The 20,867-nt window shown below is 69.3% G+C and carries 19 protein-coding genes and 1 riboswitch; of the genes, 13 read left to right on the top strand and 6 right to left on the bottom strand.

The genetic code is table 11. The features are described 5' to 3' along the window. Positions 1-82: 82 nt before the first annotated feature. From ACN4JJ_RS11670 to ACN4JJ_RS11645, 6 genes are all read left to right on the top strand, one after another. Entirely contained in the window at positions 83-1,366 is a 1,284-nt protein-coding gene (locus tag ACN4JJ_RS11670; RefSeq protein WP_440710073.1) for an extracellular solute-binding protein, read from the top strand. A gap of 114 nt (positions 1,367-1,480) precedes the next feature. After that, a complete protein-coding gene (locus tag ACN4JJ_RS11665; protein ID WP_440710072.1) occupies positions 1,481-2,470 on the top strand; it encodes a carbohydrate ABC transporter permease in 990 nt (329 codons plus the stop codon). Then, entirely contained in the window at positions 2,467-3,342 is an 876-nt protein-coding gene (locus tag ACN4JJ_RS11660; RefSeq protein ID WP_440710071.1) for a carbohydrate ABC transporter permease, read from the top strand. The genes ACN4JJ_RS11665 and ACN4JJ_RS11660 overlap by 4 nt, the downstream gene beginning before the upstream one ends. Beyond that, positions 3,339-4,859: a beta-N-acetylhexosaminidase gene (gene nagZ / locus ACN4JJ_RS11655; RefSeq protein ID WP_440710070.1), complete on the top strand. Its 1,521-nt coding sequence runs from the start codon at positions 3,339-3,341 to the stop codon at positions 4,857-4,859. Before ACN4JJ_RS11660 ends, nagZ begins: the two co-directional genes overlap by 4 nt. Further along, the gene (locus ACN4JJ_RS11650; RefSeq protein ID WP_440710069.1) at positions 4,856-5,869 is read left to right on the top strand and encodes an ROK family protein; all 1,014 of its coding nucleotides are present in this window, start codon (positions 4,856-4,858) and stop codon (positions 5,867-5,869) included. Before nagZ ends, ACN4JJ_RS11650 begins: the two co-directional genes overlap by 4 nt. After that, positions 5,862-6,650 (top strand): glucosamine-6-phosphate deaminase, encoded by a 789-nt coding sequence (locus ACN4JJ_RS11645; RefSeq protein WP_440710068.1) that lies wholly within the window; start codon positions 5,862-5,864, stop codon positions 6,648-6,650. Before ACN4JJ_RS11650 ends, ACN4JJ_RS11645 begins: the two co-directional genes overlap by 8 nt. Here ACN4JJ_RS11645 and ACN4JJ_RS11640 read toward each other — a convergent pair. Both ACN4JJ_RS11640 and purU read right to left on the bottom strand, forming a co-directional pair. Next, entirely contained in the window at positions 6,640-7,701 is a 1,062-nt protein-coding gene (locus tag ACN4JJ_RS11640) for a hypothetical protein (protein ID WP_440710067.1), read from the bottom strand. The genes ACN4JJ_RS11645 and ACN4JJ_RS11640 overlap by 11 nt on opposite strands. 304 nt (positions 7,702-8,005) lie before the next feature. Then, positions 8,006-8,863, bottom strand: a complete 858-nt coding sequence (purU, locus tag ACN4JJ_RS11635) for a formyltetrahydrofolate deformylase (protein WP_440710066.1) — start codon at positions 8,861-8,863, stop codon at positions 8,006-8,008. Between the two features lie 237 nt (positions 8,864-9,100). Between purU and ACN4JJ_RS11630 the strand changes: the two genes are divergently transcribed. The 4 genes from ACN4JJ_RS11630 (at position 9,101) to ACN4JJ_RS11615 (ending at position 13,675) form a co-directional block, all read left to right on the top strand. Beyond that, positions 9,101-10,372, top strand: a complete 1,272-nt coding sequence (locus ACN4JJ_RS11630) for an MFS transporter (protein WP_440710065.1) — start codon at positions 9,101-9,103, stop codon at positions 10,370-10,372. A 46-nt stretch (positions 10,373-10,418) separates the two neighbouring features. After that, positions 10,419-10,502: riboswitch (ZMP/ZTP riboswitch) on the top strand. 43 nt (positions 10,503-10,545) lie between these two features. Next, positions 10,546-11,820 (top strand): serine hydroxymethyltransferase, encoded by a 1,275-nt coding sequence (gene glyA / locus ACN4JJ_RS11625; RefSeq protein ID WP_440710064.1) that lies wholly within the window; start codon positions 10,546-10,548, stop codon positions 11,818-11,820. After that, entirely contained in the window at positions 11,814-12,695 is an 882-nt protein-coding gene (locus tag ACN4JJ_RS11620) for a bifunctional methylenetetrahydrofolate dehydrogenase/methenyltetrahydrofolate cyclohydrolase (protein ID WP_440710063.1), read from the top strand. The genes glyA and ACN4JJ_RS11620 overlap by 7 nt, the downstream gene beginning before the upstream one ends. Positions 12,696-12,736: 41 nt before the next feature. Further along, entirely contained in the window at positions 12,737-13,675 is a 939-nt protein-coding gene (locus ACN4JJ_RS11615; protein WP_440710062.1) for an aldose 1-epimerase family protein, read from the top strand. 12 nt (positions 13,676-13,687) lie between these two features. Here the strand turns inward: ACN4JJ_RS11615 and ACN4JJ_RS11610 are convergent, their stop codons facing one another. The 4 genes from ACN4JJ_RS11610 to ACN4JJ_RS11595 form a co-directional block, all read right to left on the bottom strand. Further along, on the bottom strand, positions 13,688-14,065 hold the full coding sequence (locus ACN4JJ_RS11610) for a DUF4190 domain-containing protein (RefSeq protein ID WP_440710061.1): 378 nt from the start codon (positions 14,063-14,065) through the stop codon (positions 13,688-13,690). An 86-nt stretch (positions 14,066-14,151) separates the two neighbouring features. Then, a complete protein-coding gene (locus ACN4JJ_RS11605) occupies positions 14,152-14,697 on the bottom strand; it encodes a hypothetical protein (RefSeq protein WP_440710060.1) in 546 nt (181 codons plus the stop codon). A 70-nt stretch (positions 14,698-14,767) separates the two neighbouring features. Beyond that, positions 14,768-16,693 carry an ABC transporter ATP-binding protein gene (locus tag ACN4JJ_RS11600; RefSeq protein WP_440710300.1) on the bottom strand — a complete coding sequence of 642 codons (1,926 nt, stop codon included), beginning with the start codon at positions 16,691-16,693 and terminating at the stop codon, positions 14,768-14,770. A 155-nt stretch (positions 16,694-16,848) separates the two neighbouring features. After that, positions 16,849-18,585, bottom strand: a complete 1,737-nt coding sequence (locus tag ACN4JJ_RS11595; protein ID WP_440710059.1) for an ABC transporter ATP-binding protein — start codon at positions 18,583-18,585, stop codon at positions 16,849-16,851. Between the two features lie 152 nt (positions 18,586-18,737). On the opposite strand from ACN4JJ_RS11595, the gene ACN4JJ_RS11590 reads away from it, so the two are divergent. The 3 genes from ACN4JJ_RS11590 to ACN4JJ_RS11580 are packed head-to-tail and all read left to right on the top strand — an operon-like array spanning position 18,738 to position 20,827. Next, positions 18,738-19,151 carry a DUF7882 family protein gene (locus tag ACN4JJ_RS11590; protein ID WP_440710058.1) on the top strand — a complete coding sequence of 138 codons (414 nt, stop codon included), beginning with the start codon at positions 18,738-18,740 and terminating at the stop codon, positions 19,149-19,151. A gap of 44 nt (positions 19,152-19,195) precedes the next feature. After that, entirely contained in the window at positions 19,196-20,110 is a 915-nt protein-coding gene (locus ACN4JJ_RS11585) for a DUF4436 family protein (protein ID WP_440710057.1), read from the top strand. 54 nt (positions 20,111-20,164) lie between these two features. Beyond that, positions 20,165-20,827, top strand: coding sequence for a dihydrofolate reductase family protein (locus tag ACN4JJ_RS11580; RefSeq protein ID WP_440710056.1), 663 nt, complete (start codon positions 20,165-20,167; stop codon positions 20,825-20,827). Positions 20,828-20,867 lie beyond the last annotated feature (40 nt).

Below are 20,867 nucleotides of genomic sequence, written 5' to 3'. Positions count from 1 at the left end.
AGACGCCAGTGCCCAGCTGGCTGCACCACCCCGCATCACCTGCACCACATCCACACCATCGCCCTAGGAAAGGTAAAACACCATGAGGAAGAAGACACTCGCTGTCACCGCCCTCGGAATCACGGCCGTGCTCGCGCTCGCGGGCTGTGCCGGCGGCTCCGGATCGGGCGGCGGCACCGACGCCGCCGGTGACAGCGCCGACATCCGGGTCTGGCTGAACGGCACCGACACCCCGGATGCCGCGCGCGACTACCTGAAGACCACCTTCGAGGCCGACCACCCCGGCTCCACCCTCACCATCGAGGAGCAGTCCTGGACCGGGCTCGTGGACAAGCTGACCACGAACCTCTCCGGCTCGGACAGCCCCGACGTAGTGGAGGTGGGCAACACGCAGGCCGCCGCCTTCACCTCGGCCGGCGCGTTCCTGGATCTGACCGACAAGTACGAGGAGCTGGGTGGCGACGACCTGCTGCCCGGCTTCGTGGACGCCGGATCGTACGACGGAGCCTTCTACGCCGCCCCGTACTACTCGGGCGCACGCCTGGTGTTCTACAAGAAGGACCTGCTCGCGAACGCCGGTCTGACCGTGCCCACCACGCTCGACCAGTACATCTCGAACGGCGTGGCGCTCGCTGCAGCCAACCCCGGCGTCTCGGGCATCTACTTCCCCGGCCAGGACTGGTACAACGCCCTGCCCTACATCTGGGAGAACGGCGGCGAGATCGCCACGCAGGACGGCGACACCTGGACCTCGAGCTTCTCGAGCCCCGAGTCGATCGCCGGCCTCAAGCAGGTGCAGGAAGTGATGACCAAGGCCAGCGTCGCCGCCAAGGACGGCAACGAGACCGACCCGCAGGTCCCGTTCTGCGAGGGTGTCGTCGCGAACCTGTCCGCACCCAGCTGGGTGAAGGGCTCGATCCTGGCACCGGCCGACGCGGATGCGCCCGGCTGCCCCGACCAGGAGGCCAACCTCGGCGTGTATGCCCTTCCCGGCATGGACGGCGGAGCGGCCCACGTGTTCGCGGGCGGCTCGAACATCGCCGTCTCGGCGAACTCGGCCCATCCTGACCTCGCCACCGACGCGCTGGAGATCATGCTGAGCGACGACTACCAGTCGATCCTCGGCGAGAACGGCCTCGTGCCGGCCAAGATCTCGCTCGCGAGCACCCTCGGCACCGACGACGTCGCGAAGGCGATCGCCGAGGCCGCGGCCAACTCGAAGCTCACGCCCGCGTCGCCCAAGTGGGCCGACGTCGAGGCCTCGGGAGCCCTGCAGGACTTCTTCGTGGCCGTGGGCCAGGGCGGCGACGTCGAGCAGCTCGCGAAGGCGCTCGACGAGAAGATCGACGGCATCCTCAACTCGTAGGGCGCCTCACAAGAAATGACGGTGGCCGTGCGCGAACACGGCCACCGTCAGCCCAGATGCCCATCGCCCTAGGAAGGTGGTGAGCACACCTCGATCGTAGTGGGAGGACCTCGCATGACCTCGTCGGTGATGCTGGTGCGCGAGCACGAGTCCGGAGGCGTTCAAGAGCTTCCGCTCGCGCCCCGCGGAAAGAAGAAGCGCGGCCCCTCGCGCGCCAAGGCGGGCCGGTTCACCCCCGGCGTGCTGCTGCTGCCGGCGCTGGTGATCCTCGCCGTGGTGATCGGCTGGCCGCTGATCCAGCTGTTCGTCATGTCGTTCCAGGAGTTCGGCCGCGCGCAGGTGTTCGGCGCCGACGCCCCGTTCGTGGGCTTCGACAACTACAGCCGCGTTCTCGGCGACCCGCAGTTCTGGGCCGTGCTGGTGCGCAGCATCCTGTTCTGCCTGGCCAACGTGATCACCGCGATGGTGCTCGGCACCCTCGTGGCGCTGCTGATGCACCGGGTGAACAAGTTCTTCAAGGTGCTCGTGAGCGTGGGGCTGCTGCTCGCCTGGGCGATGCCCGCCCTCACCGCCACGATCGTCTGGGGCTGGATGTTCGACACCCAGTACGGCGTGGTGAACTACCTGCTCGAGGCGGTGAGCGGGCAGGACTTCACGAACCACTCCTGGCTGATCGACCCGTTCTCGTTCTTCGTGGTGGCCACCATCATCGTCACCTGGGGCGCCGTGCCGTTCGTGGCGTTCACGATCTTCGCGGGGCTCACGCAGGTTCCCGAGGAGGTGCTCGAGGCCTCGCAGCTGGACGGCGCCGGTGCCTGGCAGCGCTTCCGGCTGATCGTCTTCCCGTACCTTCGCTCGATCTTCGTGGTCGTGATCATCCTGCAGGTGATCTGGGATCTGCGCGTGTTCACGCAGATCTTCGCCCTGCAGGGGATCGGCGGCATCAAGGAGCAGACCTCCACGCTCGGCGTGTACATCTACCAGACCTCGCTCGGCAAGGGCGACTACGGCACCGGCGGCGCGATCGCGGTGATCATGGTCATCCTGATGGTCGCCATCTCGATCTTCTACGTGCGCCGCAGCCTCAAGGAGGAGGAATCGTGACCGCCATCGCCACGCCCCACCGCCGGGTCTCGACCCGCAAGCGCACCACCGGCATCCTGCTGGGCGTCGCATCCGTCGTCGTGTTCCTGTTCTCGGTGTTCCCCGTCTACTGGATGGTGAACACCTCGCTGCAGCCGAACAACGAGATCCGCGGCAGCGTGCCCAACTTCATCCCGAAGAGCATCACGATGGCCAACTACGAGACCGTCATCTTCGATCCGGGTCGCGCGCCCTTCCTGCCCGCGCTCGGCAACTCGCTGATGGTGACCGTGTCGACCGTGATCATCGCGCTGGTGTTCGCGTTCCTGGCCTCGCTCGCCGTCACGCGATACCGCTTCAAGAGCCGTAAGACGTTCATCTTCGCCATCCTGATCATCCAGATGATCCCGGCCGAGGCGATGATCGTGTCGACCTACCGCGTGCTCGACGGCTGGGGGCTGCTCAACACGATCGCGGGGCTGACCCTGGTCTACGTGGCCACCGTGCTGCCGTTCACGATCTGGACGCTGCGCGGCTTCGTGAACGGCGTGCCCGTCGAGCTCGAGGAGTCGGCGATGATCGACGGATGCTCGCGCACCGGAGCGTTCTGGCGCATCACCTTCCCACTGCTCGCGCCCGGCCTCGTGGCCACCGGTGTGTTCGGCTTCATCCAGGCCTGGAACGAGTTCCTGCTCGCCCTCGTCGTCAACTCGCGACCCGAGATGATGACGCTGCCGGTGTGGCTGCGCACCTTCCAGCAGGTCACCGGCACCACGAACTGGGCCGCGATCATGGCGGGGTCGACGCTGATGGCCATCCCGGTGATCGTGTTCTTCCTGATCGTGCAGGGGCGGATGACCTCCGGCCTCGTGAGCGGGGCGGTGAAGGGATGAGCCGGCGCGAGATCCTGGGCACCCTGCTGCCCGGATTCGAGGGAGCCGTCTTGCCCGCGTGGGTGGACGGGTTGCTCCGCGAGGGGCTCGGCGGCGTGTGCCTGTTCGGTGAGAACGTGGTCGACACCGCGCACCTGCGCGCGCTGACCGACGCCATCCGGGCGGCGAATCCGGATGCCCTGATCGCCATCGACGAGGAGGGCGGCGACGTCACCCGCCTCTACTACGACCGCGGGGCGCCGTTCCCGGGCAACGCGGTGCTCGGACGGATCGACGACGTCGCGGCCACACGGGCGGTGGGGGCCGCGGTCGGTGCCGAGTTGCGCGCCGTGGGCGTGAACCTCGACCTGGCTCCGGATGTCGACATCAACTCGAACCCGCTGAACCCCGTGATCGGCGTGCGCAGTTTCGGTGCCGCGCCCGGGCTCGTGTCGCGGCACGGCGCCGCCTGGACGGCAGGCCTCCAGTCCCAGGGCGTCGCCGCCACCCTCAAGCACTTCCCGGGCCACGGTGACACCGCGGAGGACTCGCACCTCGCCCTGCCGAGCGTCGACGTGCCGCTGGAGGTGTTGCGTGCGCGCGAGCTGCAGCCGTTCGCCGCGGCGATCGAGGCGGGCGCACTCACGGTGATGACCAGCCATGTGCTGCTGCCGCAGGTCGACCCCGTGCAGCCCGCCACCTTCTCGTCCGCCATCCTGCAGGGGCTGCTGCGCGGCGAGCTCGGCTTCCGCGGCGTGATCGTGAGCGACGCGCTGGACATGGTGGGGGCGAGCGGCGCGATCGGCATTCCGAGCGCGGCGGTTCGCGCGCTCGCCGCCGGGTGCGACCTGCTGTGCATCGGCACGAAGAACACCGCGGCGCAGCTCGAGGAGATCCACGACCGGATGGCAGCGGCGATCGACTCGGGCGAACTCGCGCTCGACCGCCTGGCCGACGCGAGCGCGCGGCTGCGCCGGCTCGCGGAGGTGCTTCGCGCCGCGGACGGTGCGGTGGATCCGGGATCGCACTCCGGCCCGGTCTCGGGTGCGGGTGCGAGTGCGGATGCGGGTTCAGGTGCGCCGGCTTCGGCGTCACCGGATGCCGACCGCGTGGCGTCCTCGTTCGCGATCTCGCCCGAGGCAGAGCAGCTGCTGCACGGCCCGGGGTGGATCCTGCTGCGGGTCGACACCGTCCCCAACAACGCGATCGGCGTCGTGCCGTGGGATCCGGCGCCCGCGTTGGCCGCCGCGGGCCTGGACGTACCGGAGTACACGGTCGCCGAGGAGTCGTGGACCGACGCCATCGGGCATATTCCCGAAGCGGCATCCGTTCTCCTGGTCGGCCGGGACAACCAGCGGCGGGCGGAGGTCGTGCGGCTCATCGACACTCTGCGTGCCCGCCACGAGCGGGTCGTGACCGTCGACCTCGGGTGGCCCGGCGACGATCCGCTCTACGCGGGCATCGCCACGTACGGCGCCTCGGCGCTCGTCGGGCAGGCGCTCGCGGCCGCCTTGATCGGGAGAGGGGTTCGCCCATGAGGCTCGGACTCGACATCGGTGGCACGAAGACGGATGCCGTGGCGGTGGACTCCGACGGGATGGTCGTCGAGCGCGTGCGGCTCCCCACCGGGTTCGGGGCCGACGCGGTGATCGCGACGGCGCTGGAGGGCATCCGGCGCATCGCCGACATCACCGGTCTCGCTCCCGCGGAGTTCGAGTCGATCGGCGTGGGGATCCCGGGCCAGGTCGACCCGCGGCGGGGGCACGTCTCGCACGCCGTGAACCTCGGCTTCGAAGAACTCGACGTCGGGGTGCGCCTCTCGGAGGCTCTGGCGGCGGAGGCCGTCGGGACTGCTCCGGGCGGGACCGCGGATGCGGCATCCGCTCGCCGGGTCGAGGTGGAGAACGACGTCACGGCCGCCGCGCTCGGCGCCTACCACCTGATGACTGCGCAGCCGGGGCTGACGGCCCGCTCGATGGCCTACCTCAACCTCGGTACGGGGCTCGCGGCGGGCCTCGTGATCGACGGAACGCTCTGGCGGGGCGCCCGCGGCACGGCGGGGGAGATCGGGCACATCCCGGTCGATCCGCAGGGCGTGCTCTGCCCGTGCGGCCAGCGCGGCTGCCTGGAGACGGTGGCCTCGGGGTCGGCGATCGCGCGGCAGTGGCCGACGGACGACCCGATCCCCGTGCGGGCGCTTCTGGCGGCTGCGGAGACCGGCGACGCCACGGCGATCGCGGTCCGTTCCCTGCTGGTCGACAACGTGGCGGCCGCGGTGCGCGTGCTCGTGCTCACCGTCGACGTGGAGATCGTGATGATCGGGGGCGGGCTGAGCAACCTCGGCGACTGGCTGCTCGACGCCGTGCGGCGGGTTCTGGCATCCTGGGCGCAGGAGTCGCCGTTCCTGGCGTCGCTCGGGCTGCCGGCCCGCGTGCAGCTCGTGCCGGCGGGCTTCCCGGCCGCGGCGGTCGGCGCGGCCCTGGTGGGAGCGCCGCGACGGACGGTGGAGATCGCCGAACAGACAGTGGAGATCGCGGGACATGGCTGAAGTGATCGTCGTCGGTAGTCGCAAGGCGGCGGGCGCCCTGGTCGCGGAGGCGATCGAGCGGCTCGTCACGCAGAAACCGGATGCGGTGCTCGGCCTCGCGACGGGCGACACGCCCCTGCCGGTGTACCGCGCGCTCGCCGAGCGGGTGAGGGCGGGGCTCGACCTCTCGTCGGTGCGGGGGTTCGCGCTGGACGAGTACGTGGGCATCCCGGTGGGTCATCCGCAGAGCTATCACTCGGTGATCGCCGCCCAGGTGACGCGCCCGCTCGGGCTCAACGCCGCCGCCGTGCACGTGCCCGACGGCCGTCAGCTCGGCATCGAGACCGCCGGCGAGCGGTACGAGGCGGCGATCCTGGCCTCGGGCGGGATCGACCTGCAGATCCTCGGCATCGGAACCGACGGGCACATCGGCTTCAACGAGCCGGGCTCCTCGTTCGCCTCGGTGACCCGCGTGAAGACGCTCACCCGGCAGACCCGGGAGGACAACGCGCGCTTCTTCGACTCGGTCGACGAGGTGCCGGTGCACAGCATCACGCAGGGCCTCGGCACCATCCTGCGGGCCAAGCGCCTCGTGCTGCTGGCCTTCGGCGCCGGCAAGGCGCGGGCGGTGGCGGCGGCCGTGGAGGGCCCGCTCACGGCCAGCGTGCCGGCCTCGGCGATCCAGCTGCACCCGCGCGCCACCGTCGTGGTCGACGAAGACGCCGCCGGCGCCCTCGCCGAGCTCGACTACTACCGCGACGCCTTCGCCCAGAAGCCCACCTGGGACCCGGTCATCCTCTGACCACACCCACGCCGGTCCGTTTACCGAAGAAGAGATCGGCACATATTGCAAATGCCGTGCCAATCAGCGTCGCCGATACCAACAGGATGCCCTGTCGCCAAAACTCTTCGAGCTGCGCCCGCCGGTGGTCGATATACGAAACTACTGGTCCAGATCCATCGGGAAGCGAAGCGGGATTGACGTGCCAGCTGTTCTCTGACTCGACGCCGCCCGTGAGTATCGCGGCCCCGGTATCGTCTGTGATTCCGAATACGGTGCCGAATAGAGGTATCGGCCAGAAGACGCACAGACCCGATTCGTTGAAAGGCGAAGCGGAGGTCAAGGTCACATTGCTGCGGATCGTTGAAACCGTGGGGGCTTGAACGGCGAAGTACGAGCCAGACTGTGCTGCATTGTCCCGGGCAGGTGTTACCTCGATCCTCACCACTGGCTGTTTCCAGCCTTCGTCAGCGCGGTGGGAGATGAAGGTGGTCTGTGTGAAGTGGAATTGCAGGACGGACTTGTTCTGCTTCATCGGACTTCCCCAGTCCGTCACCAGATCCTGAACAGGCATTCCCGCTTCACGCACCGTGGCGATTGCCCCGGTGGACGAGGCGAAAGCAGCGTGAATGAGTGAATGAGGGAGATCGTTCATGTCTTCGGTCGTGACGAGATAAGACGTTCCGTCCGCGGAGCCGCTGAACTCGATCGAGAGTGTCAGTGGTTCATCCGCACACGCTGATCCGCAGTCGACGAAACCGGTCTTGGGGGCCCGAAGTTCGAATGCGTAGGACTCGCGCGTGGTACCGGAAAGGTGCAGTTCCGTAGCGAAGTCGAAGGTGAGTGGAAGGGGTGTCGAAGAACTGACTTCGATGAGGCCTGGGTCGATGTCCGCGACATCACCCTCTTTCGCGCTCGACAGGGTGGCAGCTGGCGGAGAGGCCAACAAGAGGCCCGTAGTTGCGAAAGCGCCGAGTCCCGAAGAAATTAGCAGCGCTGCGGAGACCATTCGAATTCGCACGGAGGACGACGCCGCACGAGAACGGCTAGCGAGCGCGGCGGCAGATGCCACACGCTCTCGTCGCTGATACCTGTGGACCTCGGTACGCAGCGCCCTCTCGATCTCGAAGCGGACTACTTCCGAGACATCATGATCGGCTTGCGGCCGCTTGCGCCTCGTCGCTCGTTTTCGTGCCAAACACGTCTCCTCGCTGTCTGCCGGAGCGAGATCCGACCACTACTTCTGGGCACCATACGGGCGGGTCAACCCACGAAGATCAGCTTCGAGATGTTCTACGTATTCTTGGACAGAGAATTGAGTACCACGCTCGTACCGTCCGAGAGCCCTCGATGGTGAGCCGATGAAAGCAACGGACTCAGCGGAAGATGATGGTGCGGGCGCCATCTTGCAGCACGCGGTCCTCGGCGAACCACTTCACGGCCTGGGTGAGGGTGCGGCTCTCCTCGTCCTGACCGATCGCGACGAGCTCGGCGGGGGTGCGGCTGTGGTCGACGCGCACCACGTTTTGCTCGATGATCGGGCCCTCGTCGAGGTCGCTCGTCACGAAGTGGGCGGTGGCGCCGATCAGCTTCACACCGCGGGCGTGCGCCTGCTTGTAGGGGTTCGCTCCCTTGAAGCCGGGCAGGAAGGAGTGGTGGATGTTGATCAGGCGGCCGGCGAGGCGCTCGCAGAGCTCGGGCGAGATGATCTGCATGTAGCGCGCCAGCACGACCAGCTCGATGTCGTGCTCCTCGACGGCCCGCACGACGCGGTCTTCGAAGGCGGCCTTGGATGCGGCATCCGTCACCGGGAGCGACTCGAACGGCACATCGTAGAACTGCGCCAGGTCGCGCAGGGTGCCGTGGTTGGAGAGCACCAGCGGCACCTCGATCGGCAGCTGCCCGGCACGCTGGCGGAACAGCAGGTCGTTCAAGCAGTGCGCCGCCGTCGAGGCCAGCACGAGCGTGCGCAGCGGGCGGCCGACCACGTCGACCTTCCACTGCATGTCGTAGCGCTCGGCGACCGGCGCGAGGGCGGCTTCGAACACCTCGCGGCCGGCGTCCGCCTCCACCTGGAGGCGCATGAAGAAGCGGCCGGTATCGGCCGAGGAGAACTGCTGGCTCTCGGTGATGTTGCCGCCGGACTCGACCACCGCGCCGCTGACCGCGTGCACGATCCCGGGCAGGTCGGCGCAGACGAAGGTGAGTACCCAGTGATTACGCGGCAACGTCATTCGCTTCTCCTCTTGCAGGCGGATGCCCCTTTGCTAGAATAGCCAGTGGTCGCGCGGTCATCGTTCGGCCACGGGCATGTACGAAGTCGTCGCCGGGCCAGTCACGTCGTGAATCGACGGGGAGGCATCAGCCGAGTAGGCGATGCAGGGGAGCCGGCGCTTCAGGTCGTCAGGATCGGCACTCGAGCCTCCTCTGTCCGCCGAATTTCGAGTTGTCTTCGAATGGACGCGAACCTCGTGACCACACTCAATCACTCCACAGCCCTGTCCGAGACGGGATCGGTCCCCGTCGTGAAACGCTTCCCCTGGGGCGGGCTCATCGTGCTCGCCATCGCCGTGTTCCTCTCGGTGACCGCCGAGATGATCCCCACCGGCCTGCTGCCCGAGATGAGCACCGGTCTGGGCGTCTCCGAATCGCAGGTCGGCCTGCTGATCAGCTTCTTCGCCTTCGCCGTGGTGCTCACCAGCGTGCCGCTGACCTTCCTGTTCCGCCGGGTGCCGCGGCACCTGCTGCTGATGTTCGTGCTGGTCGCCATCGCGATCTCGAGCACCGTCGGCGGCCTCGCACCGAACTTCGAGGTGCTGGTGGTCGCGCGCGTGGTGGGCGGGATGGCCCACGGTGTGTTCTGGGGCGTCGTCGGCGCCTACTCGGCCCACCTCGTGCCCAAGGAGCAGATCGGCCGCGCCGTCGCCATCACCACCGGGGGCGGAACGCTGGCCTTCGTGCTCGGCGTGCCGCTGGCCACCACCGTCGGTCACGCCTTCGGATGGCGCGCGCCGTTCGTCGGCATCGGCGTTCTGGCGCTGCTCGGCGCCGTCTTCATCTGGCTGCTGCTGCCGCGGGTCGACCACCGCAAGCACCTCGAGGTGTCGACGAACACGGCGGCCATCCGGGCCGAGCGGCGCCGCGGCCCACTCGACCCGACCATCCCCGTGGTCGCGCTGATCTGCATCCTGGTGGCCGTGATCATGATCGGCAACTACTCCTTCTACACCTACATCGCGCCGTTCCTGATCGGCCAGATGAGCGTTCCCGAGGGTCAGATCGGCTTGCTGCTGCTCGTCTACGGCGCGGCCGGGGCGATCGGCGTGCTGACGGCGGGTGCGGTCTTCGGCAAGCGGCCGGCGCGCGGGCTGATGGTGGCGCTCGGGGTGACCGGGGCATCCGTTCTGGCGCTCGCGCTGTTCGCCGGCAACCCGGTGATCGCCATCGCGGCCTTCTTCGTCTGGGGTGTGGCCTTCGGCGTCATCCCGACCCTGCTGCCCACGCAGCTGATGCACGAGGCCTCGCCGGCCATCCGCGACACCTCGAGCGCCTTCTACTCGACCGCGTTCAACGCGGGGATCGGCCTGGGCGCGCTGGTCGGCGGCTTCTTCCTCGACGCCCTCGGTCTCACCTCACTGCCCTGGATCTACCTGATCGCCCTCGTGGTCGGCATCGTGCTGCTCTCGGTGACCCCGGCCCTGACCCGTCGGGCGCAGCGGGTGCGATCGGGCTCGGCGGCCTGATCGGCGGCCTGATCGGCTCGCCGCGCACGGCGCTCCTGAGGTAGGCTGACCCCGTCGCAACTGGCGTTCAGATGGTCCACCATCGGGAAGCGACGGACAAGGGATTCGGCCGCGCGCCTGGGTCGATACGGATCCCGACACACGTAGTCCGTCACGCCGAAAAGGAGCCCGTCATGTCCGACATCTTCACTGCGCCGCTGAGTGAGGTCGATCCCGAGATCGCCGAAGTGCTCAAGCTCGAGCTCGGCCGCCAGCGCGGCACCCTCGAGATGATCGCCTCGGAGAACTTCGTGCCGCGCGCGGTACTCGAGTCCCAGGGCTCCGTGCTCACCAACAAGTACGCCGAGGGCTACCCGGGCCGCCGCTACTACGGCGGCTGCGAGTTCGTCGACGTGGCCGAAGAGCTCGCCATCGCCCGCGCCAAGTCGCTGTTCGGTGCCGAGTTCGCCAACGTGCAGCCGCACTCCGGCGCCACGGCCAACGCCGCCGTGCTGAGCGCCATCGCGACCCCCGGCGACACCATCCTGGGCCTCGAGCTCGCCCACGGCGGCCACCTCACCCACGGCATGAAGCTCAACTTCTCGGGCAAGCTCTACAACGCCGTCTCCTATGGCGTCGACCCCGAGACCTTCCTCGTCGACATGAACGTGGTGCGCGACAAGGCCCTCGAACACAAGCCGCAGGTCATCATCGCCGGCTGGTCGGCCTACCCCCGCCAGCTCGACTTCGCCGCGTTCCGTGCGATCGCCGACGAGGTGGGCGCCAAGCTCTGGGTCGACATGGCGCACTTCGCGGGGCTCGTCGCGGCAGGCCTGCACCCCTCGCCCGTGCCCTTCGCCGACGTGGTGTCGTCGACCGTGCACAAGACCATCGGCGGCCCCCGTTCCGGCTTCATCGTGAGCCGCGACACGGAGCTGGCCAAGAAGCTCAACTCGAACGTGTTCCCCGGCCAGCAGGGCGGCCCGCTGATGCACGTGATCGCCGCCAAGGCCACCGCCTTCAAGCTCGCGGCCGAGCCCGAGTTCAAGGACCGCCAGGTGCGCACCCTCTCCGGCGCCCGCCTGCTGGCCGAGCGCCTGACGGCCGAGGATACCCGCGCCGCCGGCGTCGACGTGCTCACCGGCGGCACCGACGTGCACCTCGTGCTCGCCGACCTGCGCACCTCCGAGCTCGACGGCAAGCAGGCCGAAGACATCCTGCACGAGGTCGGCATCACGGTGAACCGCAACTCGGTGCCGTTCGACCCCCGCCCGCCGATGGTCACCTCGGGCCTGCGCATCGGCACGCCGGCGCTCGCCACCCGCGGCTTCGGCGACGCGGAGTTCACCGAGGTGGCCGACATCATCGCGACGGCCCTCAAGCCGGCTCCGGATGTCGAGGCCCTCCGTGCCCGCGTGCTCACCCTCACCGACGGCTTCCCCCTCTACCCGGGCCTCGAGCAGTGGTAGCCGCACGCCTGGACGGCGTCGCCACCGCCGCGGCGTTGAAGGCCGAGGTGGCCGAGCGGGTCGCCGTGCTGCGCACCCGGGGCATCGTGCCTGGCCTCGGCACGCTCCTGGTGGGTGAAGACCCGGGCTCGATCTCCTACGTGGCGGGCAAGCACCGCGACTGCGCCGAGGTGGGCATCGAGTCGGTGCGCGTGGATCTGCCGGCCACGGCATCCGAGCAGGAGGTGCGCGACGCGATCGCCGCCCTCAACGTTAACGACGCCGTCACCGGCTACATCGTGCAGCTGCCGTTGCCCGCGGGCATCGACGAGAACGCGATGCTCGAGCTGATCGACCCGGCGAAGGATGCCGACGGCCTGCACCCCACGAACCTCGGCCGTCTCGTGCTGGGCGTCGAGGGCGAACTGGACTCGCCCCTGCCCTGCACGCCGGCCGGCATCGTGGAGATGCTGCGGCGCTACGACGTGCCCCTCTCGGGCAAGCACGTCGTGGTCGTGGGCCGGGGGCTCACCGTGGGCCGCCCGCTCGGGCTGCTGCTCACCCGCAAGGGCGTCGACGCCACCGTCACCCTCACGCACTCGCGCACCACCGATCTGGCCGCCGAGGTTCGGCGAGCGGATGTGGTGGTCGCCGCCGTGGGCGTGCCCGGCCTGATCAAGGCCGACTGGGTGAAGCCCGGCGCCGCCGTGCTCGACGTGGGCATCACGCGCGTGGTCGACGAGGCCACGGGCAAGGCGCGCCTGATCGGCGACGTCGACCCCGGCGTGGCCGAGGTCGCGGCGTTCCTCTCGCCGGTTCCCGGCGGAGTCGGCCCGATGACCCGCGCCATGCTCCTGCTCAACGTGCTCGAGGAGGCCGAGCGCCGCGCCCGCTGACCGTCTCCTCCCCTCCGGCGCAGGCTGGGTAGGCTGACCGCATGCGCGCACCCACCGGAGACCAGTACCCGCTCTCGCTGCTGCAGGACGGGCGGCGGGTGAGCGCGGTCGTCACGCAGGTGGCGGCCGGCATCCGGGAGCTCGAGGTCGACGGGGTGGCGCTCGTCGAGAGCTTCCCCGAGTCGTCGACGCCGCCGGGCGCGGCCGGGATCGTGCTCGTTCCGTGGCCGAATCGGGTCGCCGGCGGGCTGTGGACCCTCGACGGCGCAGCGCAGCAGCTCGACATCACCGAGCCCAAGCAGAACAACGCCATCCACGGCCTGCTGCGCTACACGCCCTACCGGCTGCTGGCGCACGAGGAGCACCGGGTGCACCAGACGGCCACGGTGTATCCCCAGCACGGCTACCCCTTTCTGCTCGAGACCTCGGTGGAGCACGAACTCACCTCCGACGGGCTGCTCGTGCGGCACGCCGTGCGCAACGACTCCGCTGCTGCCGCGCCGGTCGCCGTGGGGGCGCATCCGTACCTGCGGGTGGGCGACGTGCCGGCCGACGAGCTGACGCTCACCATCGACGCCACCACCCGCTTCCTCACCGACGACACGCAGATCCCGGTGTCGGAGGAGGCGGTGTCGGGCACCGATTTCGACCTCACGCTCGGCCGGCGGGTCGGCGACCTCACCATCGATCACGGCTACGGCGGCGTCCGAGTGAGCGCTGCGGATGGCCGGAGCGTGCAGTCGCTCGAGGCGCCCGACGGCCGTCGCGTCGAACTGTGGGCCGACGGGAACTTCGGCTACGTGCAGGTGTTCACGCCGGCGGCGTTCGCCGCACCGGAGGGGCCGCGCCGTGCCGTCGCCATCGAGCCGATGACCGCGCCCGCGAACGCCCTCAACACGGGGGAGGGGCTGCGGTGGCTCGCCCCCGGCGAGACCTGGACGATGGAGTGGGGCATCCGTCTGGTCGTGCCCGCCACCTGAGCGATTCGGTGCTCAGTAGCGCGAGCGCACCTGCAGCAGCGAGAACAGCACGATGAAGGCGAACATCGCGAGCACACCGATGCCGCCGAGCACGATGCCGGCGATCGACATGCCGCGCCCCTGATGCATGCGATGCGCCCTGGTGAGCCCGGCCACGCCGAAGCCGACGGCCAGGATGCTCGGCACCAGCAGGATGTTGAGTCCGATCGAGACGATGCCGAAGACCAGCGACGCGGTGGCGTAGCCGTTGCGGCTGTCGGCGGGATCGATCGCGCGGGGAGCGAAGTCGTCGGTCCAGCGGTAGCCGTCCCACCAGCGCAGCACGTCGCTGGCCTCCGGATCGGGGTACCAGCCTGCAGGAGTCGGCCCCGGCACCGGATAGTTGCTCATGGAGAAGAATCTAGCCGGAGCACCTGGTAGCCGGGTCGGCGCGCCGCGACGGTGCTCTCACCGCCGCGGCGCGCGCATCCGCCGGGTTACTTGCCGGTGATCTTGTGCAGCAGGCCGGCGACCGGGCGCTGCTGCTCGCCCTGCTGAGCCGCGAGCACGACGAGCACGCCGGTGACGGCGGGGAGCACCCACTGCAGCACCTTCTGCTTGCGCTGGGCGGCGGCCAGCTTCTTGGAGGCCTTGGCGTCCGGTTCGGTGACGCCCTCCGCCCCCTCGTCGGCGTGCTTGCCGATGGTGGCGCCGAGGATGCCGGAGTAGAGGCTCGCGGCGGCGGCCACGCCCGTGAGCACGAGCTTCACCGAGGTGTTGGTGCGCGCCTCGGACTGGCCGGCCAGGCGGCCCTTGTTGCCGAGGATGAGACCGACCCCGCCGATCCCGTGGGCGACGATGGCCGTGAGCTGCACCGGCGCCCACTTCGCCCAGCCGATCGAGGAGAGCTTCAGGCGCTCGGTCGGATCGGCCGCTTTCGCCGTGGCGCCGTTCAGGCCGACGGCTCCCATCAGGGTGCCTCCGAACCATGCGGCGAGGCCGAGATCGTGCAGCGAGCGAACGAGCGTGTTGCGTTCTGACATGGGGAGTCCCGTCTGATGGAGTGACTCCCACCATCGACCCGAAACGCGTTTGTCCCGCCCGCTTGACTTCTCAGCCTTCGTCGACGCCTGCCGAGGCGAACTGGGCGGTGTAGAGGGAGTGGTAGGCCCCGCCCGCCGCGAGCAGCTCGGCGTGCGAGCCCTGCTCGACGATGCGGCCCGCCTCCATCACGAGGATGAGGTCGGCGTCGCGGATGGTGGAGAGCCGGTGCGCGATCACGAAGCTCGTGCGATCGGCTCGCAGCGCCGACATCGCCCGCTGCACGAGCTGCTCGGTGCGGGTGTCGACCGAGCTGGTGGCCTCGTCGAGGATGAGCACGCTCGGGCGGGAGAGGAAGGCGCGCGCGATCGTGAGCAGCTGCTTCTCGCCGGCGCTCACGTTCGAGGCCTCGTCGTCGAGCACGGTGTCGTAGCCGTCGGGCAGGGAGTGCACGAAGCGGTCGACGTAACTGGCCTGCGCCGCCTCGAGGATCTCCTCCTCCGTGGCATCCGGACGTCCGTAGGCGATGTTGTCGCGGATCGTGCCCCCGAACAGCCAGGTGTCTTGCAGCACCATGCCCGTGCGCGAGCGCAGGTCGCGGCGGGTCATCTGCGCGATGTCGACGCCGTCGAGCGTGATGCGGCCGGCATCCAGCTCGTAGAAGCGCATGATGAGGTTCACCAGGGTGGTCTTGCCGGCGCCCGTGGGCCCCACGATCGCGACCGTCTGGCCCGGATCGGCCACCAGCGACAGGTTCTGGATGAGCGGCTTGTCGGGGGAGTAGCTGAACGACACGTCGTCGAACACCAGGCGGCCGGGGGCGTCGGCCGGCGTGGTCTGTGCGGGCGAGGCATCCGGGGTCTGTTCGTCGGCGTCGAGCAGCTCGAAGACGCGTTCGGCCGAGGCCACGCCCGACTGCAGCAGGTTCACCATCGAGCCCAGCTGGGTGAGCGGCTGCGTGAACTGGCGGGAGTACTGGATGAAGGCCTGCACGGCGCCGATGCTCATGGCGCCGCCGGCCACCTGCAGGCCGCCGACCACGGCGATCACCACGTAGATGAGGTTGCCGACGAACATCATCGCGGGCATGATCATGCCCGACACGAACTGGGCGCCGAAGCTGGCGCTGTACAGCTCGGCGTTCTTGGTGCGGAAGGCCGCCTCGGTCTCGCGCTGCCGGCCGAACACCTTCACCAGGGCGTGGCCGGTGAAGTTCTCCTCGATCTGCGCGTTGAGCGCTCCGGTGTGCGCCCACTGCGCCACGAACAGCTTCTGCGACCTCTTGGCGATGACGGCGGTGATGCCGATGGTGAGCGGGATGGTGACGAGCGAGATCACGGCCAGCAGCGGCGAGGTGATGAACATCATCACGATCACGCCGATCACGGTGAGGATGCTCGTCAGCATCTGTGAGAGCGTCTGCTGCAGGCTCTGCGCCACGTTGTCCATGTCGTTCGTGACGCGGCTGAGCAGCTCGCCGCGCGGCATCCGGTCGAAGTAGCCGAGGGGAAGCCGGTTGATCTTGGCCTCGACGTCTTCGCGCAGGCGGTAGACGGTGCGCTGCACGATGGTGTTGAGCAGGCGGCCCTGCAGCCAGGAGAAGACGGAGGAGGCCACGTAGAGCACCAGGGCCGTGCCGAGCACGATCGAGAGGGCGTTGAAGTCGATGCCCTGACCCGGGGTGAGCGCGATGCCGCTGAGCAGGTCGGCCTGGCCGTTCTGACCGGAGTCGCGCAGGCCCTGGATGACCTGCTCCTTCGTGGCGCCGGCGGGCAGGGTCTGCGAGATGGCGCCGGCGAAGATGAGGTTGGTGCCCTGGCCGAGCAGCCACGGGCCGAGCACCGTGAAGAAGACGCTGATGGTGCCGAGCGCGATCACCGTCAGCACGGCGATCCTATGCGGGCTGAGCCGGCGGATGAGGCGCCTGACCGAGGGGCCGAAGGTCATGGCCTTCACGGTGGGCATGCCGATGTTCGCGCCGGGGCGGCCGCCGCCCATGGGCCCGCGAGGGCCGCCGGGGCCGGGGCCCGCCGCACCGGGGCCGCCCGCGCCGGGCCGGCCGGGGCCACCGGGGCCGCCGGGGCCGCCGGGGCCGTTCGCTCCAGGGCCGCCGGGACGGGTTCCGGATGCTCCGCCCGCCGGTGCGCGCCCGCTCATGCCGCCTCCTCCGCCGTCAGCTGCGAAGCCACGATCTCGGCGTACGTGCCACCCTCGGCCAGCAGCTCCTCGTGCGTGCCACGGCCCACGATCGCGCCGTCTTCGAGCACCACGATCTGGTCGGCCTCCACGATGCTCGACACGCGTTGCGCCACGATGATCATCGTCGCGCCGCCGCGGTGCGCGCGGAGGGCCTGCCGGAGTCGCGCATCCGTCGTCAGGTCGAGCGCCGAGAACGAGTCGTCGAACACGTAGATCTCCGGCCGCTTCACCAGCGCTCGCGCGATGGCCAGTCGCTGCCGCTGACCACCCGAGACCGTCGTGCCGCCCTGGGCGACGGGCGCCTCGAGGCCGCCCTCCATGGCGCTCACGAAGTCTTTCGCCTGGGCGATCTCCAGGGCCTCCCAGAGCTCCTCGTCGCTGGCGTCGGGCTTGCCGTAGCGGAGGTTCGAGGCGATCGTGCCGGAGAAGAGGTAGGGCTTCTGCGGCACCAGGCCGATCCGCCCCCAGAGGTCGTCGGGGTCGTAGTCGCGCACATCCGTGCCGTCGATCAGCACGGCGCCGCCGGTGGCGTCGAACAGGCGGGGCAGCAGGTTGGCGAGCGTGGTCTTGCCGGCGCCGGTGCTGCCGATGATGGCGAGCGTGCTGCCCGGTTCGACCGTGATGTCGAGGTCGCGCAGCACCGGCTGCTCGGCACCCGGGTAGGAGAAGGTCGCGCTCCGCAGCTCGACGCGGCCCAGATGCGGCGTGCCGCGCACCGGGACGGCGGGCATCACGACCGAGGAGTCCGTGCCGAGCACCTCGGTGATGCGGTCGGCGCAGACGGCCGCGCGCGGGATCATCATGGCCATGAAGGTGGCCATCATCACGGCCATCAGGATCTGCATCAGGTAGCTGAGGAAGGCGATCAGGGTGCCCACCTGCATCGATCCGTCGTCGATCCGGAAGGCGCCGAACCAGATCACGGCCACGCTCGAGGCGTTGAGCACGAGCATCACGATGGGGAACATCAGCGCCAGCAGCCGGCCGGCCCGAAGCGCCGAGTCGGTCACGTCGTGATTCGCGCGGGCGAAGCGCTCGGTCTCCGAGTCTTCCCGCACGAAGGCGCGCACCACGCGGATGCCGGTGAGCTGCTCGCGCAGCACCCGGTTCACCGTGTCGATGCGGGCCTGCATGCGCCGGAACTGCGGCACCATCCGCACGATCACGAGGCTCAGCGAAACCAGCAGCACCGGCACGCTGACCGCGATGATCCAGCTCAGTTCGAGGTCTTGCTGCAGCGCCATCACCACGCCGCCGACGGCCAGGATCGGCGCCGACACCAGGAGCGTCATCGTGGTGAGCGCGAGCATCTGCACCTGCTGCACGTCGTTGGTGGAGCGCGTGATGAGCGAGGGCGCCCCGAACGACGAGACCTCGCGCTCGCTGAACTCGCTCACCCGGTGGAAGAGATCGCCCCGCAGGTCGCGCCCCACGGCCATCGCCAGCCGGGCGCCGAAGTACACCGCCGTGATGGACGCCGCCACCTGCACGAGCGTGATGACGAGCATCCAGCCGCCCGTCGAGAGGATGAAGGCGGTGTCGCCGAGCGCCACCCCCTGGTCGATGATCTCGGCGTTCAGCGTGGGCAGGTAGAGCGAGGCCACCGCCTGGATGAGCTGGAACAGCACCACGGCGATCAGCGAGCCGCGGTACGGGCGCAGGTAGCGCGTCAACAGACGGAGCAGGGTCATGCGGGGGGGGCCTCTTTCGGTACGCGGATCGGCCGGGTCGTAGGGGCTCGGTCGCGTCCTGCTCGGGACACTAGCCGAGGCCACCGACGCTCGCAATCCGACCGCGCCGGAGGCTCCGAACACTCCTCGGAAATCACGGATGCGACGGCCGGATGTCAAGCCCCCACCGAGTGGGTTTGGGCTCTGAAATCGGCTCGGTTAGGCTCCACGAATGGGCCTTCGAGGCCCCTGAACACCTTGGGAGCACAGGCTTGGGCCTTTTGATCTATGGTCCGGCTGCGTCGGAGATCGAGATGGATGATCGTCTCCTGGCACACCTGCGCATCGTGATCGTCTCCAAGCTGCGCAATGCGGAGGCGTTCTCCCTGTCGTGGAGCATGGACGCCAGCCAGGGTGGCGGGCGCGAGACGCTCTGGGTGCATCCGTCCATCCCGCTGCGATTCCGTTTCTACGGCGGCCGCCCGCCGGCGATCAACCGCTCCTGGCTCGATCTGATGGTGCTCTCGGCGAACCGCGGCGACCTGCACATCATGCCCGAGCCGCCGCAGGGCGAGCCGGAGGCGTAGCGCTCTCGATAAGCTCGGCGCATGGGGTCGGAGGGGGCATACGGATGCGACGACGACTCATCGTGGTCGGCATCGGGCTCCTGGTGGTGCTGGTGTACGTCGCCATCGTGATGCTCGACGCAGCGAACACCCGCTCGGAGCCCGGCGGGACGTCGGGCGAGCCTCAGCCCGATTCGGTCATCCTGGAGATGTCCCCTGTGGCGGTCAACGGTCCGGGTGAGCGGCTGTCGGTGGATGTGCGCGTGTTTCCGCAGGACTCCATCGTGGTCGACGAGATCACCCTCACCAAGGATCTGACGGTGATCGTCTCCCCGATCGACGGCACTCAGTCGATCGAGCTCGAGGCGGGCACGCTCGCTCTGCAGACCCGGACGGTCTCGATTCCCACGCGCGGGACCGTGGAAAACTGGCCCTTCGACCGCTACGACGCGAATCTCAGGATCATCGCCTACACGACGGTCGACGGCGTGAAGGAGGAAGTCCCGGTGTTCGTCGAGTGGAGCGGCTCGCTGTCGGGCTGGAACTTCGCCGTCTCCCAGAACGACGAGCTGACCGTGCCCCTGACGATGGCCGACGGCACCGAAGAAGACGTGCCCACCATCGACATCGGCGCGACCCGTTCGGGCAGTACTTTCGCCTTCGGCTTCCTGCTGTTGGGGCTGCTCGTGGTGATGCCCGTGCTCGTGCTGTTCGTGGCGATCCGCGCGTTCACCGGCCGCCGCAAGGTGGAGGCCACCCTCACGAGCTGGATGGGTGCGATGCTCTTCGCCGTCGTCCCCCTGCGCGGGTTCCTCCCGGGCTCGCCCCCGATCGGCTCCTGGATCGACTTCCTCGTCGTGCTCTGGGTGATCGTGGCCCTCATCACGGGCCTCTCGATCTACGTGCTCGCCTGGAACCGCTGGGGCACCCCCGCCACCGGCCTCCGCCGCCCCCCGCCGCCCGACGACGACCCGCGATGATGGACGCCGTGCCGTGATGTGTACAACGTCCACATCATCCGGTACGGTCTGGGCATGGCTTTGCTCCGGGTGCACAATGTCGCTGTCTCGCTCGATGGGTTCGCGACGGGGGAGGGGCGCACCCTCGAGGCGCCGTTCGGGCACGCGGGGCAGCGGCTGATGGACTGGTTCTTCCCCACGCACGCCTTCGTGAGCATGACGGGGCACGATGCGGAGGCCGTGGGCCGTGGCACGCGCGGCATCGACGACGCCTTCGCGGCCGCATCGCAGCAGGGGATCGGCGCGGAGATCATGGGGCGGGGCAAGTTCGGGCCGCAGACCGGGCCGTGGGAGGACGAGTCGTGGCAGGGGTGGTGGGGCGACGAGCCGCCGTTCCACACACCGGTGGTGGTGCTCACGCATCACGAGCGGCCTGACCTGGTGCTCGGCGAGGCGACGTTCCTGTTCCGCGACCTGCCGCCGGCGGAGGCCCTGGCGCTCGCCGCCGAGCAGGCCGGGGGTCTCGACGTGCGTCTGGGTGGCGGCCCCACGGTCGTGCGCGAGTTCCTCGACGCCGATCTCGTCGACCACCTGCACGTCGTCGTCTCGCCCGTGGTGCTGGGCCGTGGCATCCGGCTCTGGGACGGCCAGGAGGGGCTCGAGGAGCGCTTCGACCTCGAGTCCGCCGTCTCGCCGAGCGGCGCCGTGCACCACGTCTTCACCCGGAAGCCACACTGATCGGCTGACGGCCCACGGCGCACTGACGTCGGCACGTCCG

Origin of the sequence: Herbiconiux dendrobii (genome assembly GCF_052048175.1) — a bacterium.
GTDB lineage: Bacteria > Actinomycetota > Actinomycetes > Actinomycetales > Microbacteriaceae > Herbiconiux.
The sequence above is the reverse complement of the archived record's forward strand: the minus strand, read 5'-3'. Positions and strand labels throughout refer to the sequence as shown.

Coding starts and splice junctions, on each gene's coding strand:
- ACN4JJ_RS11670 (WP_440710073.1), top strand. CDS start 83: ATGAGGAAGAAGACACTCGCTGTCACCGCCCTCGGAATCACGGCCGTG.
- ACN4JJ_RS11665 (WP_440710072.1), top strand. CDS start 1,481: ATGACCTCGTCGGTGATGCTGGTGCGCGAGCACGAGTCCGGAGGCGTT.
- nagZ (WP_440710070.1), top strand. CDS start 3,339: ATGAGCCGGCGCGAGATCCTGGGCACCCTGCTGCCCGGATTCGAGGGA.
- ACN4JJ_RS11650 (WP_440710069.1), top strand. CDS start 4,856: ATGAGGCTCGGACTCGACATCGGTGGCACGAAGACGGATGCCGTGGCG.
- ACN4JJ_RS11645 (WP_440710068.1), top strand. CDS start 5,862: ATGGCTGAAGTGATCGTCGTCGGTAGTCGCAAGGCGGCGGGCGCCCTG.
- purU (WP_440710066.1), bottom strand. CDS start 8,863: ATGACGTTGCCGCGTAATCACTGGGTACTCACCTTCGTCTGCGCCGAC.
- glyA (WP_440710064.1), top strand. CDS start 10,546: ATGTCCGACATCTTCACTGCGCCGCTGAGTGAGGTCGATCCCGAGATC.
- ACN4JJ_RS11615 (WP_440710062.1), top strand. CDS start 12,737: ATGCGCGCACCCACCGGAGACCAGTACCCGCTCTCGCTGCTGCAGGAC.
- ACN4JJ_RS11610 (WP_440710061.1), bottom strand. CDS start 14,065: ATGAGCAACTATCCGGTGCCGGGGCCGACTCCTGCAGGCTGGTACCCC.
- ACN4JJ_RS11605 (WP_440710060.1), bottom strand. CDS start 14,697: ATGTCAGAACGCAACACGCTCGTTCGCTCGCTGCACGATCTCGGCCTC.
- ACN4JJ_RS11600 (WP_440710300.1), bottom strand. CDS start 16,693: ATGGGCGGCGGCCGCCCCGGCGCGAACATCGGCATGCCCACCGTGAAG.
- ACN4JJ_RS11595 (WP_440710059.1), bottom strand. CDS start 18,585: ATGACCCTGCTCCGTCTGTTGACGCGCTACCTGCGCCCGTACCGCGGC.
- ACN4JJ_RS11590 (WP_440710058.1), top strand. CDS start 18,738: ATGTCAAGCCCCCACCGAGTGGGTTTGGGCTCTGAAATCGGCTCGGTT.
- ACN4JJ_RS11585 (WP_440710057.1), top strand. CDS start 19,196: ATGCGACGACGACTCATCGTGGTCGGCATCGGGCTCCTGGTGGTGCTG.
- ACN4JJ_RS11580 (WP_440710056.1), top strand. CDS start 20,165: ATGGCTTTGCTCCGGGTGCACAATGTCGCTGTCTCGCTCGATGGGTTC.